General features: G+C 42.8%; 15 protein-coding genes and 1 CRISPR repeat array. Of the genes, 10 read left to right on the top strand and 5 right to left on the bottom strand.

Annotated features, from left to right (window positions below; translation table 11 throughout):
* Nucleotides 1-11: 11 nt before the first annotated feature.
* Nucleotides 12-1,226: direct repeats of the CRISPR family, unit length 37 nt; unit sequence ATTACAATTCCTTTCTTAAGGAGTTGAGGATTGAAAC.
* A 26-nt stretch (nt 1,227-1,252) separates the two neighbouring features.
* On the bottom strand, nt 1,253-1,675 hold the full coding sequence (locus tag KA717_30485; GenBank protein ID UXE59977.1) for an NUDIX domain-containing protein: 423 nt from the start codon (nt 1,673-1,675) through the stop codon (nt 1,253-1,255).
* A gap of 118 nt (nt 1,676-1,793) precedes the next feature.
* On the opposite strand from KA717_30485, the gene folB reads away from it, so the two are divergent.
* The 4 genes from folB to KA717_30465 all read left to right on the top strand — a co-directional run bounded on the left by folB (nt 1,794) and on the right by KA717_30465 (nt 4,435).
* Complete coding sequence (gene folB, locus KA717_30480) at nt 1,794-2,150, top strand: dihydroneopterin aldolase (protein UXE59976.1); 357 nt, start codon at nt 1,794-1,796, stop codon at nt 2,148-2,150.
* 98 nt (nt 2,151-2,248) lie between these two features.
* A complete protein-coding gene (locus tag KA717_30475; GenBank protein ID UXE59975.1) occupies nt 2,249-2,992 on the top strand; it encodes an SDR family NAD(P)-dependent oxidoreductase in 744 nt (247 codons plus the stop codon).
* 59 nt (nt 2,993-3,051) lie between these two features.
* Nucleotides 3,052-3,765 carry a class I SAM-dependent methyltransferase gene (locus KA717_30470; protein ID UXE59974.1) on the top strand — a complete coding sequence of 238 codons (714 nt, stop codon included), beginning with the start codon at nt 3,052-3,054 and terminating at the stop codon, nt 3,763-3,765.
* 37 nt (nt 3,766-3,802) lie between these two features.
* Nucleotides 3,803-4,435, top strand: coding sequence for a methyltransferase domain-containing protein (locus tag KA717_30465; protein ID UXE59973.1), 633 nt, complete (start codon nt 3,803-3,805; stop codon nt 4,433-4,435).
* A 5-nt stretch (nt 4,436-4,440) separates the two neighbouring features.
* Here KA717_30465 and KA717_30460 read toward each other — a convergent pair whose 3' ends face one another.
* The 3 genes from KA717_30460 to KA717_30450 all read right to left on the bottom strand — a co-directional run bounded on the left by KA717_30460 (nt 4,441) and on the right by KA717_30450 (nt 7,536).
* A complete protein-coding gene (locus KA717_30460) occupies nt 4,441-5,418 on the bottom strand; it encodes a glycosyltransferase (GenBank protein UXE59972.1) in 978 nt (325 codons plus the stop codon).
* 159 nt (nt 5,419-5,577) lie between these two features.
* On the bottom strand, nt 5,578-6,639 hold the full coding sequence (locus KA717_30455; GenBank protein UXE59971.1) for a glycosyltransferase family 4 protein: 1,062 nt from the start codon (nt 6,637-6,639) through the stop codon (nt 5,578-5,580).
* 9 nt (nt 6,640-6,648) lie between these two features.
* Nucleotides 6,649-7,536 carry a glycosyltransferase gene (locus KA717_30450; protein ID UXE59970.1) on the bottom strand — a complete coding sequence of 296 codons (888 nt, stop codon included), beginning with the start codon at nt 7,534-7,536 and terminating at the stop codon, nt 6,649-6,651.
* Between the two features lie 442 nt (nt 7,537-7,978).
* Between KA717_30450 and KA717_30445 the strand changes: the two genes are divergently transcribed.
* From KA717_30445 to KA717_30430, 4 genes are read left to right on the top strand one after another with little or no spacing between them, the layout of a single operon-like run.
* A complete protein-coding gene (locus tag KA717_30445) occupies nt 7,979-8,746 on the top strand; it encodes a hypothetical protein (protein ID UXE59969.1) in 768 nt (255 codons plus the stop codon).
* Nucleotide 8,747: 1 nt separating this feature from the next.
* Nucleotides 8,748-9,641 (top strand): peptide chain release factor N(5)-glutamine methyltransferase, encoded by an 894-nt coding sequence (prmC, locus tag KA717_30440; protein UXE59968.1) that lies wholly within the window; start codon nt 8,748-8,750, stop codon nt 9,639-9,641.
* Nucleotides 9,642-9,699: 58 nt separating this feature from the next.
* Nucleotides 9,700-10,287, top strand: a complete 588-nt coding sequence (locus tag KA717_30435) for an L-threonylcarbamoyladenylate synthase (protein UXE59967.1) — start codon at nt 9,700-9,702, stop codon at nt 10,285-10,287.
* Nucleotides 10,288-10,329: 42 nt separating this feature from the next.
* A complete protein-coding gene (locus tag KA717_30430) occupies nt 10,330-11,118 on the top strand; it encodes a hypothetical protein (protein UXE59966.1) in 789 nt (262 codons plus the stop codon).
* Here KA717_30430 and KA717_30425 read toward each other — a convergent pair.
* Nucleotides 11,093-11,575, bottom strand: coding sequence for a GNAT family N-acetyltransferase (locus KA717_30425; GenBank protein ID UXE59965.1), 483 nt, complete (start codon nt 11,573-11,575; stop codon nt 11,093-11,095). The genes KA717_30430 and KA717_30425 overlap by 26 nt on opposite strands.
* A 144-nt stretch (nt 11,576-11,719) precedes the next feature.
* Between KA717_30425 and KA717_30420 the strand changes: the two genes are divergently transcribed.
* Nucleotides 11,720-12,436 carry a C40 family peptidase gene (locus KA717_30420; GenBank protein UXE59964.1) on the top strand — a complete coding sequence of 239 codons (717 nt, stop codon included), beginning with the start codon at nt 11,720-11,722 and terminating at the stop codon, nt 12,434-12,436.
* Between the two features lie 56 nt (nt 12,437-12,492).
* Entirely contained in the window at nt 12,493-15,336 is a 2,844-nt protein-coding gene (locus KA717_30415) for an N-6 DNA methylase (protein UXE59963.1), read from the top strand.
* Nucleotides 15,337-15,353: the final 17 nt, after the last annotated feature.

Below are 15,353 nucleotides of genomic sequence, written 5' to 3'. Positions count from 1 at the left end.
AAACGCCAGCTATTACAATTCCTTTCTTAAGGAGTTGAGGATTGAAACAATTTGTAGCGGGTTATCCTTGGCGGCGGATCGGATTACAATTCCTTTCTTAAGGAGTTGAGGATTGAAACTTAAGGCTTGCCGAGGCCAAGGGGTTAGACGTATCCATAATTACAATTCCTTTCTTAAGGAGTTGAGGATTGAAACTGATTGCAGTCTGATACTCAGGCGAGAAATTTTCGTAATTAGCCATATTACAATTCCTTTCTTAAGGAGTTGAGGATTGAAACGTCAAGCGTTAACGCCATCGGCGCGATCGCATTCCCATTACAATTCCTTTCTTAAGGAGTTGAGGATTGAAACTGATGTTTTCTGATTGCCAATCTTTAAAATTAAAGATTACAATTCCTTTCTTAAGGAGTTGAGGATTGAAACATTCAATCGGGCGGATCAGATATTGGTTTAGCCATTACAATTCCTTTCTTAAGGAGTTGAGGATTGAAACATTTATATATGTTTCGGTTGAGCCGTTTACGGTTGAGATTACAATTCCTTTCTTAAGGAGTTGAGGATTGAAACGCTCAATTTTACGGAGCATCCTATTCCCTGAACTAATTACAATTCCTTTCTTAAGGAGTTGAGGATTGAAACACATGGGAAGCAGCATCTTTGAGCGATTGGCCAAATTTTGATTACAATTCCTTTCTTAAGGAGTTGAGGATTGAAACGTTGCCATCTGGGCCGCCATCTGTGAGATTGACGACAGATTACAATTCCTTTCTTAAGGAGTTGAGGATTGAAACCCCATTAAAGCCAACCTTGGCCCGTAATCCCATCTCCTATTACAATTCCTTTCTTAAGGAGTTGAGGATTGAAACAGAAATTCTCACGTGAGAATTTCTCACACAAACAAGATTACAATTCCTTTCTTAAGGAGTTGAGGATTGAAACACATACATTTCAGCATGGTTTTATATTATGGACAAATTACAATTCCTTTCTTAAGGAGTTGAGGATTGAAACCTTTTTTGATTTCGATTTTGTTTATTGGCATCCAAAATTACAATTCCTTTCTTAAGGAGTTGAGGATTGAAACCAACTTTCCACAAGTAGCCAGTGAAGTGGAGATGATTACAATTCCTTTCTTAAGGAGTTGAGGATTGAAATACCTGAGAATGCCTGGGGATTTTGAAGTTAATAAATTACAATTCCTTTCTTAAGGAGTTGAGGATTGAAACTTGTTTACGTTGTGGAGCCGTAGCAATTAAGGGTTATCATTGAGATAGGCTTCGATCAAAATACGAGTAAAGGAATTGAGGGGAAAGGTAAAACTCTGTTCCGGTGTCACCCATTGCCATTCGACGATCTCTTCATTGGGAATAACGTCGCTGGAAAGACTGTCTGCATAGTAGTTCACTAACACAAAATGGGCGGGTTGATAAAATTGCGGATCATTGACAGCTTCCTGAAGTAACGCAAAGCGAATATTGGTTAAAGTTAAGCCCACTTCTTCCTGGAGTTCCCGTTGAACGGCTGTTTCTAGGGTTTCGCCCCACTCGACTTTTCCGCCTGGAATTCCCCAGGTTCCTCGCCATTTGGTGGTTTTGACAATGAGAATTTGACCTTCCCGATTGCGGAGTAGCGCGCCGACAGTGGTGAGGGGGTATTGCGGTTGTGTTGTCGCCATAGCAACTAGGACAAAATTCGTCAGAGTTTACGTTTTGTGCAAACCCATCCTACCATTAGAAAGGAAATTGACGGGCGATCGCCGTTGAACCTCATTAAGCGAACTAACAAACTTATTCATGGATACATTAACGGTTAAAGGCATTCGAGTTTACGGCTATACGGGCTATTTTGAAGCAGAACAATTTTTAGGACAGTGGTTTGAAGTGGATTTAACCCTCTGGCTAGATTTATCCAAGGCCGGACATAGCGATGAATTAACTGATACCCTCAATTACGCAGAAGCCGTAATGATCGTGCAGAATATTGTCAAAAATCAAAAATTTAAAATGATTGAACGCTTGGCAGAGGCGATCGCGGCGGGAATTTTAGAGACAGGTAAAACGAATCAAGTAAAGGTCAACTTAACCAAGTGTCAACCACCGATTCCCGACTTTGATGGAGAAATTACTTTGGAAATTATCCGTTCTCGTTAAAATCATTAAGAGGTTAGGGAAAAGTATTAGCTCAGTTGTCTGATTAAATAGACCTTGAGAAGTACCCCACTGATTGAGATTATCTGGCAAAAAACATTATGGAATTAACGGCAAAAATAGCCCTAGTGACAGGAGGTGGCGTTCGTGTTGGACGGGCCCTAGTTTTGGCATTAGCGGAGGCAGGTTGTAGTATTTTTCTTCACTATGGCAATTCCCAGGAAGCCGCCCTAGAAGTTCAGGCAGAAGTGGAAGCCTTAGGAGGAAGCATATTTTTGTATCAAGCAAATTTGGCTGATGCAACCGCAACCGCAACGATTATCCCTAAAGCGGTATCCGTGTTTGGACAGGTAGATATTTTGATTAATAGTGCCTCAATTTTTCTCCATGAAGATCGGCTACTACAAACCGATGTGGAATTGTGGGATAAAATTTTTGCCATTAATTTACGCACCCCCTTCCAACTGTCTCAAGCCTTTGCCCAACAAATCGGCGATCGCCAGGGAAAAATTATTAATATTAATGATGCTCGTATTCCCCATCCTTTACCTGACCATTTTGCCTATCGTCTGACCAAAAGAGGCCTATGGGATATGACGGAAATGATGGCTCTAGAATTAGCCCCTCAAATTACGGTCAATAGTTTAGCCCTTGGACAAATTTTAGAAGCCCCAGGTGTTCCCGATCCCCAACAATATCTACAGGATTATGCCGATCGCCGCATTCCCTTAAAAATGCCGGGCAATACCAAAGTGGTGACGGATGCGGCCCTATATTTACTGGCACAAGATTTTTTAACGGGTACGACCATTAAATTAGATGGAGGAGAATATTTACGATATTAATTTTGAACCCAAGACAATTTTAATTAGCAATAAATTTTAATTAGCAATAGGAAAGTGAAATGAGTTCTTCTGGTCAAATATCTAGTCAAGTGAGTAATAATACTGAGGAAGATTTATTTACTCTATCCACAGAGGAGTACTTAAAGGATGTCCTTGCCATGAATTATTTAACTCCTTTAGCAGGTCAATATTTTCCTTGGAGTGCCTACGCTCTGCGTCCTAGTGGTTTAGTTAAAATCCTCAATCAGATTTTAATTAATGGTCATTTACAGATCGTGGAATGTGGAGGGGGAGTCTCAACCTTGTATATCGCCCGTCTCTTTCAGCGTAATGGTATTTCAGGTCATCTCTATTGCATTGAACATAGTTTAGACTGGTTAAATTTTCTCGTAGAACGATTAGCCCAAGAAAATCTAGAAAGTTATGTCACCTTGATTTATGCTCCCCTTAAATCCTGTGAGTTAAGTCTGGAAAATTTAGATTGGTACGATACCGAAAAAATTCGTCAGCAACTCTCTGCCAGTCAAAAAATTGATTGCTTATTAGTAGATGGCCCCCCTGCTTATCTTCCTGGGATGCAATTTTCTCGCTTTCCTGCTTTTCCCTTTTTCCAAGACCAATTTAACCCTAACGCTACAATTGTTTTGGATGATATTAATCGTTCAGGAGAACGGGAAATTTTACGCCGTTGGCAAGCTTTATTACCCATCAGCTTTTATACCTCGGAAGGCAATGTAGCGATCGCTAATCTCAATAAGAATATTCAATTTTGAATTGGCGATATCTCTTAATCTTAAACTTAAGTAAACAATGACAACTTTTTGGCAAAATTTAAGAGCTAATCTTTGGAAATTATCCCTCCTTGGCTTAGAACGTGGCCCCCACATCACTCGTTATTCCATGTATGCAAGTTTACAAGCCCAGGGTCAACAACTGCCCAAAAAAGTAGGGGATATTCTGTCCATTAGTCACTCGCAAAATTTAATCGAACTATTAGGTATTCAAGCTAAAACTTTAACCGAAGCCAATTATCCCGATCATAACTTTTTATCCCTGAACTTTGCCGATGAGTCCTTTGATTTTGTGTTGTCCGATCAAGTCTTAGAACACGTTGAAGGTAATCCCCAACAGGCCATTGATGAAAGTTGGCGAGTATTGCGACCTGGCGGTATTGCGGTTCATACCACTTGTTTTATCAATCCAATTCATCTGGTACCCAAAGATTATTGGCGATTCACCCCCGATGCCTTGGCTCTGTTGAGTCAACGATTTTCTAAGATTTTGGCTTGTCAAGGTTGGGGCAATTTTGAAGCCTGGCTATTGATTCGTGATGGTCTGCGGTTTGAAGGCATCCCCCAGGCTACTTGGCATCCTCTCCACCAGTTAGCCCTTCGCAATGATCCTGACTGGCCGATTGTGACCTGGATTATTGCGGAAAAATAGCGGGTTTACTGGCTGGGATAGCGTCTGAGAACCTCTTCAAACCATTGTTCTAGTCTATTACCCAAAGCTGGCAAGGAATATTCGGTTTCGGCTCGTTGGCGACATAAATAGCGATTAATTTGGTCAATTCTTTTCATTGCCCCTATTAACTCTTCTAGGTTATCAGGTTCCACTAACCAGCCAGTTTCGCCATCCACGACAATCTCTAACGGGCCGCCCCGACGATAAGAAATCACAGGCACACCACAGGCTAAAGCTTCTAACGCTACTCGTCCCAACGCCTCAATCCATCTATGGGTCATTAACAAGGCCCGACATTCCCCTAATTCCCCTTGAAATTTTTTGGTAGGTAAAAAGCCCATATATTCTATAGGAGCATTAGGATAGTCTTGACGAATCTGTTCCCAATATTCTGGGTTCTGCATGAGCCCAAAAATTTTCAGCTTGAGGCCTGTAGTATTAGCAACTGCAATAGCATCCTCAAGTCCTTTGTTCGGTGTAATTCGGCCAGCCCAAGCAAAACTGTCTCCGGGTTCAGGGCAAAATTCATATTGAGTAATGTCAATAGCTCCGCCTAAAATCCGAAAGGATTGAGGTACTGAGTAGGTGGCTGCTTGCACTCTTGTATGGGCCCCTAACGTTCCCGGACAGAGGTGAGCGACTCGTTCGATTTGGCGATCAATGACTAATATCGACGCTCCGATACAGACATAGTGAAGAACGGGACAACTAAAAAAGGGGGACAGGTAAAACGGCAACCATTCGTGACTAAAGTTAAGGATCAGGTCATAATCTCCCTGCACTTGACGAGCATAATCCCACATATTAGCCAGAACTGCATTATTGGGGATGATAGCTGGGTCTGCATACTTAGTTTTCGGGATGCAAGGTTGGAGTTCTCCCTCCACTTGTTTGATAGGCAATAATTTGTCTGAGGAACCTCTAGGAGAAACAATTTGTAATTGATGTTGTCGCCCGATCATCTCCTGAGCAATATTGCACAGATTTAGCTCTACTCCTCCGACCCCCACTGATGGATCTTGGAGAAAGGGAAAAATGGGACTAAACATAAAAAGTAATTTCATAGGATAAACCTCAGATAAAAACATAATCAGAATATATATACGGATCGTTTAGTAATACTATCTGTGATGCAAAACATCTTGAAACCATTGTTGTACTCGATCTGCAAATGCTGGCAATGAATATTCTCTTTCTACCCGTTGGCGACACCGATGGCGATCGATTTGGTCAATACGCTTCATTGCCCCTATTAACTCCTCTAGGTTATCAGGTTCCACTAACCAGCCAGTTTTGCCATCCACAACAATCTCTGACGGTCCGCCCCGGCGGTAGGAAATTACGGGAACGCCGCAAGCAAGTGCTTCTAGTGCTACCCTTCCCAAAGCCTCCACCCACTTATGGGTCATCAGCAAGGCCCGACATTTTCCTAATTCGGTTTGGAACTTTTCCGTCGGTAAAAAACCCATATATTCCATCGCAGCATGGGGATAGTTCTGGCGGATCTGTTCCCAATACTCTCGATCTTGAAGATACCCAAAAACTTTCAGATTGATGCCTGTAGCATCAGCAGCAGCAACGGCATCTTCAAGTCCCTTTTCTGGTGAAATTCGCCCTACCCAGGCCAAACTATCTCCGGGTTCTGGGCAAAATTCGTATTGAGTGATGTCAACTGCTCCACCTAAAATGCGAAATGATTCTGGTACTGAGTAGGTGGCAGCTTGGGACCTTGTATGAGCCCCCAGTGTCCCCGGACACAGGTGCGCTAATCTTTCGATCGCCCGATCCATGACTGCGGTCCAGGAACCGATACAGACATAGTGGAGAACGGGACAACTAAAAAATGGCGACAGGTAAAACGGTAACCATTCGTAACCAAAGTCAACAATTAAGTCACAATCAGCCTGGACTTTGCGGGCATAATCCCACATATTCCCTAGAACCGTGTTATCTGGAATTAGTACTGGGTCGTTATAAGTGGGTTCGGGGATTAAGGGTTGGATTTCTCCGGCTATCTCTTTAATAGGTAAGGATGCAACTGCTGAGTCTGGGGGGGCGACAATTTGTAATTGATGTCCTCGTCGCAGCATTTCCCGACTAATATCCTGTATATTGAGTGCCACGCCCCCCAAGCGACCAGAGTTTAAGGAACTGACAGGACTAGAAACAAAGAGTAATTTCATTTTAAAATTCTAAACTGTAATAGATTCCAATTCGGGCTGTAGCCAGTCAGCATGACCATTGTCAGTCAGATCGAGAAATTCTTCAAGGTTTTGGCAGCGTCCTGACTGCATATACTGGCGGAATACGCGATTGAGGCGGAGGTTTTGGGAAAACTCTTCTTTAGCGGCGGTGCGAATTGCTAGGGTGAGATCCAGTTCTCCGGCTTCTAAAAGTGCCAGAATTTGCTTATAGGCCCGTTCGGCGGTGTCGAAAGCTGTGGCTGATTGGGTGATTGAGTTCTCACGCTTGTAGTATTGGTAAAGAGGCTGAGGGTGAACGGCAACTTTCTCTACCCGGCTTAACAGTTCCAGATTGAACAGAACATCGGCAGCGAAGGGCACTTTTGTCCAACCCGTGCCGAGAAATTCCCGCCGGAACACTGGGAAGAAGGGGACGCGGGGTTTGAGAATATCGTCTGGCGTGGCCAAGGTAACTTTTGCGCGATCGCTAAAGGGACGCTTATACAAAACTAGTTTCGTATTATATACACCCGTGTTGTCGATGGCTGCTCCGTACTCCATTGCTAGGGGAACCAATTCTGCTAGCCTGTTGGGTTCGTAACCATCATCAGCATCTAGGTTGGCGATTATCTCCCCTGTGGAGATCTCAATGGCAGCATTACGGGCTACAGCTTCTCCACTACCACAGTTGCCGGTAAAGGTTTGTTTCAAGCGGAGATCTCTAATACCTTTGTTCGATAGCGTTAATAAATAGTCCACACCGTCATCCGAGGCGATCGCCGCTTCCCAATTAGTATAAGTTTGGTGCACAAGGCTTTTGATCGCTAGGGTGATCGTGTTTTCGGCTCGGTAGGCTGGAATAATAATGCTAACTTTAGGCTGGGTATTCTTGGACATAAGCGAGTAAATTTAGCCAATTGACTATGTAGTAGTGTTGGATGGCGGGACAGGCCTCTCGCCTGTGGATGGGTATTCCGCCCTTCCCCTAACTGAAGGATAATCGCACATTGAGGACAGTTGCTAAGGAGAACGAAGTCGAAGTCAAGACTGCGGCAGCTATGTTAGGGTAACGATAAGGACAATGCTTTCAAAGAGGGGAACTTTCTAGACAAAACCCAACCCAACCGCGAATTCATGACCTAATTTTCTGAGTTAGCTGAAAAACTTTCCACTTAATGGGAAATTAACCATTCTGTTTAGATTGGCCTCTGACCAGTAGCAAGCGCAAAGTTTGGTTGCAATAGCTTATTATTGATGATCGCAGTAAGGGTGAGGAGTCCTTCGTAATTTTTATTCACCGAGTTTAATTGTCCGAGGTTTTTAAAACATGAATTCTTTGATGCGTTGGAGTACTACCTTAGGATTAGTGGGAAGTACCGTATTAGCCACTTGGTTAGGTCAGACCCTTAAGGTTCTTGCTCTACCGACAGATGACGTGATTAAAATTTTGCAAGGCGTTCCCGTCTTTACCATTTCGGATGCTCAAGGTGCGCCGTTAGTGGCGATCGGCGAAGGAAATAAAAAAGTAACTGGCGTTTTTATGAGCCAACAGGAAGCACAGAACTTTTTTAATCAATTGAAAAAGCAGAAACCCGATGTGGCCGCTAAAGTGACGGTTCAACCCGTTTCTCTGGGTGAAGTTTATAAAATTATGGTGGCCAGTGCGGGCAAACCCGATAGTCTGAGTTTTGCCTATGTTCCCGCTCCCAGTCAAGTTGATTTGGCTAAAAAGTTGATGGCTTCAGCCGGCCAGCAGTATCAAGGAGGCGTTCCTCTTTTTGTAGCTCGTGGTGGCAAGGAACAAGGCTATCTCACCATTCAGCAAAATAATGAGCAGGTTATTCCCTTTTTCTTTGAACAAAAGCAAATAGAGGAAATGGTGGCTCGTTTTAAAAAGGATAAGCCGGATCTCGCCTCAACAGTCAAAATTGATGTTGTCCCCCTAGAAAATGTCATTTCGACCCTACAGCAGAGCAACGACGATATGCTCAAAAAAATTCGCTTTGTGCCGTCGGAAGAATCTTTGTCCTTTATTCGTTCGTTGATGGGTAGTCAGGGGAAAGGGGCAGCCCCGGCGGCTCAACCTAGTCCAGCCCCGAAAAAATAAGATGACGGTTTGGGTTGAGGGTCAAGCTCTGGCAGATTGGCGAAAAAAAGCTCAAGCTGAGGCGATCGCGGCCCAAATCGCGCCGGAAGAAGTGGACTGGTTGCTGCAACACTGCACCGATCTGGATAAGTTATCACTAAGGTTGGGAACCTTTGCGAGTCAAGACCGGATTGCTTGTACTTACTCGTTAACGGCTCTCAGTCAAATCTGGCAAAAACGCTGCCTAGAACGTTGTCCTATACAATATCTGGTTGGAGCCGCTCCCTGGCGGCATTTTTTATTACAAGTTTCTCCGTCAGTCTTAATTCCTCGTCCCGAAACCGAACTGTTAATTGATCTGGTATTAGCTCAGGTTCGTCATTATCCTGCACTGGCTACGGGAAACTGGGTTGATTTAGGAACTGGCAGTGGGGCGATCGCCTTAGGATTAGCTGCCGTATTACCCCAGACCAGTATTCATGCAGTGGATCAAAGTGCCGATGCTTTGGCGATCGCGGTTAGTAATGCCCAAAAATATGATCTAGCCGACCGCATCCAATTTTATCAAGGCTCCTGGTGGCAACCATTGACAACTCTGCGGGGAAAAATAGCTGGCATGGTATCCAATCCCCCCTATATTCCCTCCTCTGATCTCCCTGGCTTACAACCAGAAGTTGCCCATCATGAACCCAGACTAGCCTTAGATGGTGGAGAAGATGGACTAACCGCCATTCGTTATTTAATCAATACCGCCCCTGCTTATCTGCAAAGCCAGGGCCTGTGGCTCATAGAAATGATGGCCGGTCAGGCTCCCCAGGTAGAAACCTTGTTAAAAGCACAAGGCAGTTATGACGCTATTCAGATTTTCAAAGATTTAGCCGGAATTGAACGTTTCGCCCTAGCCCTACGCCGCTAATCCCCCCGTCTCCCCATCCCCCCGTCTCCCCATCCCCCCGTCTCCCATCTCCCCCTCCATGCCCCTCGTCTCCCAATCTGAACTAATTACCGCCGCGATCGCCGGTGCTGTGGTGAGTTTTCCCACCGATACTGTCCCGGCCCTGGCCGTTAAACCAGAAGAATCTGCCAAAATCTATCAGCTTAAACAGCGATCGCTAGACAAACCCCTGATTTTGATGGTGGCTTCTCCCGACGAAGTTTGGCCCTATATTGAAGGAACAGAGGTAGAAATCCAGATTTGGAAAAGAGTCATGGCTCAACATTGGCCAGGAGAATTAACCCTGGTATTACCGGCTTCTTCCCAATTGCCCCTGGCCATGAATCCTCTCAACGACTCAACCTTGGGCGTACGAATGCCCAATCAAGCTTTAGCCCTAGAAATTTTGTCCCAAACAGGGCCCCTCGCTACCACCAGTGCCAATCGATCAGGCGAACCTGCCCTACAATTTTTAACGGCGATCGCGGACAGTTTTCCTGAAGTTTTAACCTTGAACTGTGCTAATTTGGAGAATATTCAACCCATCGGAAATGGCCAGCCTTCCACCGTTGCCCAATGGATCAATCCCAACTGGAAAATTTTACGCCCAGGCCGCATTATTTTATAAGCATTAATCATCCGCATTGCTATTGAAATAAAACCCACTACTATGAGTGAGATAGAACGCCTAAAAATTGAATTAGAAGAAACCAAACTTGCCTACTGTATGGCGAGGGATATTAACCAATTTAAAACAGGTTTTCTAGCGAGGGTTGCCCATGAATTGCGTTCTCCGCTTAGTAGTTTAATTAGTTTGCAACAGTTAATTCTTTTAGATTTTTGTGAAAACCGAGAAGAGGAGAAATCTTTTTTAGAACACGCCTATGAATCGGCCCAAAAACTGCTTGGCATGATAGATGAAATTGTGGCAGTTTCTAAATTAGATTATGGTCCTGTGGCTTTAGCGTTGGAGCCGACCCCCTTAAGACCCTTACTTGCAGAACTACGGGAATTAGTGGAAATGCCTGTTGGCAATCGTAATTTATCGCTTCAGATTCAGGCTCCAGAGGAATCCCTGCTCGTTTTAGCGGATCGCAACCGTTTACTGCAAATATTACTTTCTCTGTTAGATGCGATCCTCAAAACCATGACTAGGGGCAGTATTGATATTCGGACGGAAATAATCCCGTCTCAGCAACAAGCCCAAATTGCGATCGCTTTTCCCTGTTCACCCTTGATTTGGACGGATAAAAATCCAGGCATTCCCCTTTTAGCGGAGGCCACCCTAGAACAGTTAGCCGCCTTTAGTCGTAGCCTTGAAACTTCGGCTCGGATGAAATTTCTATTGGCTGAAATCCTAATCCTAAAAATGGGAGGCAAACTTGAGGTCTTAGATATTTCACCAGAGACAGCAGAAAATAGCCAAACCTGTCTCACTTGTTGGCTACCATTAGCTTAGGTGAGTCAGAGAAATCAAGAATATTGGGCAGATTGCAAATCACAGTACGATTGTAGATGACCATTGTGGTGGTCTGATTTTGCTGAAAACCAATACGCTCATAAAAGGATTGCTCATGGGTAGTCATTAAATAGATCCGCTCCACACGCTGGAGGTGAGGATGGGCCAAAGCGGTTTCCACTAACTTGCGTCCTAAACCCATGCCTTGATAGTCTGGATGAACTACCACATCCCACAAGGTGGCTCGATAAATACCATCAGAAGTTGCCCTCGCAAAGCCGATCAGATTTTGTTGACTCCAGGCACTCACCACTGGATTACTATGGGCGATCGCGGTTTGTAAATCCGATAAATTACGATCCTTAGCCCAGAAAGTAGCGAGGTTAAAGAGTGATTGTAATTGTAGAAGATCAACTTGCTGTTTTTGGCTAGAAAACTGAATGGGACGATCATCCATGAATTAAATTAACAAAAAAGCGGGATTAACTTAGAACTGATAGCAGTTTAACGAAAAGTTATCTCTATTGTGCGATGGGCAAAGGCTAAAATGGCAATTTTATGACATGATCTGGGAAATTATTGAAGCCCAAATTATTCTCCGATGTCCGTAACTTTTCCCCCAACTTTACCGAATTCTACCAATGGCGAATATTGTTGTCAGGTAGCACTTAACCTCTATGATCGCCCCGACTGTCAAACTTTAGCGACCCAGCCCGGTGTAGGGCGACATTTACGGCTAGGGGAAATCCAGGCGGAGGCAATATTAGTTCACTTGTTGGAAGATGGTTATGAGGCTTGGCTACCCCTCACAGACTTAATTCATTTGACCTCAGCGTTAACTCCCTACCAGGCGATCGCAGTTGACCGTCCAGCAATTGAAGCCAAAATTCCAGACATTATTGCCTACACTCAAGCGGCTAGGGCTATTCCTAATGTTTATCTTTGGGGAGGGAATCTTGGCCCTAACTATGATTGTTCGGGACTTATACAAGCTGCTTTTCAAGCTTCGGGGATTTGGCTACCACGAGACTCCTACCAACAGGAAGCTTTTACCGAACGGGTGGCGCACCGCGAAGCGGATCTCTGCGAGATCGCGGCTTTAAGACCAGGCGATTTAATCTTTTTTGGCAGTCAACGAGTTGATCATGTTGCCCTTTATTTAGGGGAAAATCACTATATTCATAGTTCAGGCAAACAAATGGGACGTAATGGGATCGGCATTGATGTTTTATCCGCAGCCGGAGATGAGATTAGTCAGGGCTATTTTCGTCGCTGGTGGAGTTGTGGTCGGGTGATGAAAAGTTATGCGACGGGTTGATCAGCTTTGCTTGCCAATCCAGGAAACAGGCTAAAAGTAAGGGGAGATTTACCACTATGACAGTGAATCGTGACAATATTTACCAATTTTTACAATTCTGCGATCGCCATATTCAGGGTAAAGAACGCTCTGATGCTCAAACTTTTTTGAATGAATTTTTTAAAGCTTTTGGTCATGAAAGTGCGGTAAAAGCAGGGGCAAGATTTGAATTACCGATTCCCAAAGCCAGTGCTAAAGGTCATACCGGTTATGCCGATTTGTGGTGGCCGAGGGACAATTTAGCGACATTATTAATTGAAATGAAATCGCGGGGAGAAAATCTTAATCGCCATTATGGTCAAGCCTGGGATTATTGCACACAGTTAAATCCTCAACCGCAATACGTTATTTTATGTAACTTTGATGAGTTTTGGATTTATGATTTTGAGATACAAATTGACACCCCCTTAGATAAAATTCGCCGAGTAGATTTACCTGAAAGATTGGAAGCCTTTAGGTTTATGGAATTTACAATGGAGGCTCCTAAATTTCAAAATAATCAGGTAGAAATTACCCAAACTGCGGCTAAATATATGGGAAAATTTTATCAACTATTAAAAGTCAGGAGTCATAAAGCTAATTTTAATGCTGCGATCGCTCAGAAATTTACGCTGCAATGTGTGATGGCCATGTTTGCCGAAGATACAAAACTCTTAGAAAATTCACTTTTTTCCCAATGTTTAGAAGATTGTTTAGCTGGCAAGAGTAGTTTTGATTTGCTCAATGATGGGCTATTTCGGCGCATGAATATGATTAAAAATCCTGTAGGACGGTTTAAGGGTGTTGAATATTTTAATGGTGGCTTATTTGCAGAAGTTTATCCGATTGAATTAAACAAAGAAGAATTAGATTATTTAAAATTAGCGGCGAATCAGGATTGGAGTAAGGTGAGACCGGCAATTTTTGGCAGTATTTTTGAAAGTACGGTTAACGAAGGAGAACGCCATCAAGGGGGAATTCACTTCACCTCAGAAAATGACATTATGAAAATTATTCGCCCTACGATTAGCCGTTATTGGGAAGAAAAAATTGAGGCCGTCAATGATTTAAAAGCGTTAGAACAATTAAAAATTGAGATGCGGAATTATCGGGTACTTGATCCTGCCTGTGGTTCGGGAAATTTTCTCTACATGGCTTATCAGGAGTTAAAGCAAGCAGAGCATTTATTATTACAAAAATCAGCAGAATTAAGAAAAACAGAACAGTTAGAAATGAGTTTTGTGACTCCTCTACAATTTTATGGCATTGACTATAATCCTTTTGCAGTAGAGTTAGCAAGAGTAACTCTATTAATTGCCAGAAAAGTCGCGATTGATAAGTTAGGTTTAACAGAAAATGCTTTGCCATTGGATAGTTTAGATAATAATATTATTAAAGGCGATGCGTTGTTAATGGATTGGCCCCAAGCTAATGCTATTGTCGGCAATCCACCGTTTCAATCCAAAAATAAAATGCAGCAGGAATTTGGAGCCAAATATGTCAATCAAATTCGAGAAAAATACCCCGAAATTCCAGGGCGAGCCGATTATTGTGTTTATTGGTTTTATAAAGCCCATCAACAGTTACCAGACAATGGCTGTGCGGGTTTAGTGGGAACCAATACCATTCGCCAAAATTATTCCCGTGAAGGGGGTTTGGACTATATTGTTAAGCATAATGGCACAATTACGGAAGCCGTTTCCACTCAAGTTTGGTCTGGCGATGCAGTGGTTCATGTTTCTATTGTTAATTGGGTAAAAGCAGAAAAAATAGGCAAAAAGAAATTATCAATGCAATTAGGAGACTATAAGGATAGTCCCTGGCAAGTGTGGGAATTAGATGATATCAATTCTTCTTTGTCACCAACCATTGATATTTCTCAAGCCAGAAAAATTTTAACCAATGCCCAATCAGGAGCTTGCTGTCAGGGGCAAACTCATGGAAATGAAGGATTTCTATTAACTCCGTTTCAAGTAGAAACATTGTTTAATGACTTAATATCAAGAACAATTATTTACCCCTATTTAACAGCCGATGAATTATTCAAAAATCTAGACGGTTTACCTTCTCGATATGTCATTGATCTTAATCATTGTAACGATTTAAATGCAGCGAAATCCTATGAAAAAGCTTTTAAACATCTTAAAGAATTTGTTTTTCCTACTATAAAAGCTAATGCAGATGAAGAACAATCAAAAACGAATAAAACAACTGGGCCACGTCAGACTCATTTTCGACGTTGGTGGAAATATTGGCGTGATCGCCCTGAACTTATTCAAAGAATTAATAATATTTCTCGGTATATTGTTTGCGGACAAGTGACTAAACGCCCAATTTTTGAGTTTATTAGTTCAGCTATTAGACCCAATGCTGCTTTGATTGTTTTTCCTCTAGCTGATGATTATTCCTTCGGTATTTTACAATCCAATTTACATTGGTTATGGTTTACAAATCGCTGTTCAACGTTAAAAAAGGATTTTCGTTATACTTCAGAAAGTGTTTTTGATACCTTTCCCTTTCCCCAATTTCCAACCCTCGAACAAGTTCAACAGGTTGCAGAAAGTTCTGTTAATTTACGACAAACGCGACGAGAAATAATGACTAAAAATCAATGGAGCCTACGAGAACTGTACCGAAATTTAACCAATGATCCTCAAAATTCTGATATTCAACGGGTACAACTAGCTCAAGAGCAATTAGATCAAGCTGTTGCGATCGCCTATGGAATGGATGGTCAAGCTGATCCCTTAGCATTTTTACTGAATCTTAATTTAGAAGTGGTGGACAAGGAAGCAAAAGGTGATAAAGTTACGGCTCCTGGTTTGCCTGATTTTATTCACAATCCAAAGGATTTTATTAGTCAAGACTGTGTTTGTATTTAATGGTAAATTTAATGATA

Origin of the sequence: Woronichinia naegeliana WA131 (assembly GCA_025370055.1) — a bacterium.
Lineage (GTDB): Bacteria > Cyanobacteriota > Cyanobacteriia > Cyanobacteriales > Microcystaceae > Woronichinia > Woronichinia naegeliana.
This window is presented reverse-complemented; position numbering and strand designations above follow the sequence as displayed.

Coding starts and splice junctions, on each gene's coding strand:
- KA717_30485 (UXE59977.1), bottom strand. CDS start 1,675: ATGGCGACAACACAACCGCAATACCCCCTCACCACTGTCGGCGCGCTA.
- folB (UXE59976.1), top strand. CDS start 1,794: ATGGATACATTAACGGTTAAAGGCATTCGAGTTTACGGCTATACGGGC.
- KA717_30475 (UXE59975.1), top strand. CDS start 2,249: ATGGAATTAACGGCAAAAATAGCCCTAGTGACAGGAGGTGGCGTTCGT.
- KA717_30470 (UXE59974.1), top strand. CDS start 3,052: ATGAGTTCTTCTGGTCAAATATCTAGTCAAGTGAGTAATAATACTGAG.
- KA717_30465 (UXE59973.1), top strand. CDS start 3,803: ATGACAACTTTTTGGCAAAATTTAAGAGCTAATCTTTGGAAATTATCC.
- KA717_30460 (UXE59972.1), bottom strand. CDS start 5,418: ATGATCGGGCGACAACATCAATTACAAATTGTTTCTCCTAGAGGTTCC.
- KA717_30455 (UXE59971.1), bottom strand. CDS start 6,639: ATGAAATTACTCTTTGTTTCTAGTCCTGTCAGTTCCTTAAACTCTGGT.
- KA717_30450 (UXE59970.1), bottom strand. CDS start 7,536: ATGTCCAAGAATACCCAGCCTAAAGTTAGCATTATTATTCCAGCCTAC.
- KA717_30445 (UXE59969.1), top strand. CDS start 7,979: ATGCGTTGGAGTACTACCTTAGGATTAGTGGGAAGTACCGTATTAGCC.
- prmC (UXE59968.1), top strand. CDS start 8,748: ATGACGGTTTGGGTTGAGGGTCAAGCTCTGGCAGATTGGCGAAAAAAA.
- KA717_30435 (UXE59967.1), top strand. CDS start 9,700: ATGCCCCTCGTCTCCCAATCTGAACTAATTACCGCCGCGATCGCCGGT.
- KA717_30430 (UXE59966.1), top strand. CDS start 10,330: ATGAGTGAGATAGAACGCCTAAAAATTGAATTAGAAGAAACCAAACTT.
- KA717_30425 (UXE59965.1), bottom strand. CDS start 11,575: ATGGATGATCGTCCCATTCAGTTTTCTAGCCAAAAACAGCAAGTTGAT.
- KA717_30420 (UXE59964.1), top strand. CDS start 11,720: ATGTCCGTAACTTTTCCCCCAACTTTACCGAATTCTACCAATGGCGAA.
- KA717_30415 (UXE59963.1), top strand. CDS start 12,493: ATGACAGTGAATCGTGACAATATTTACCAATTTTTACAATTCTGCGAT.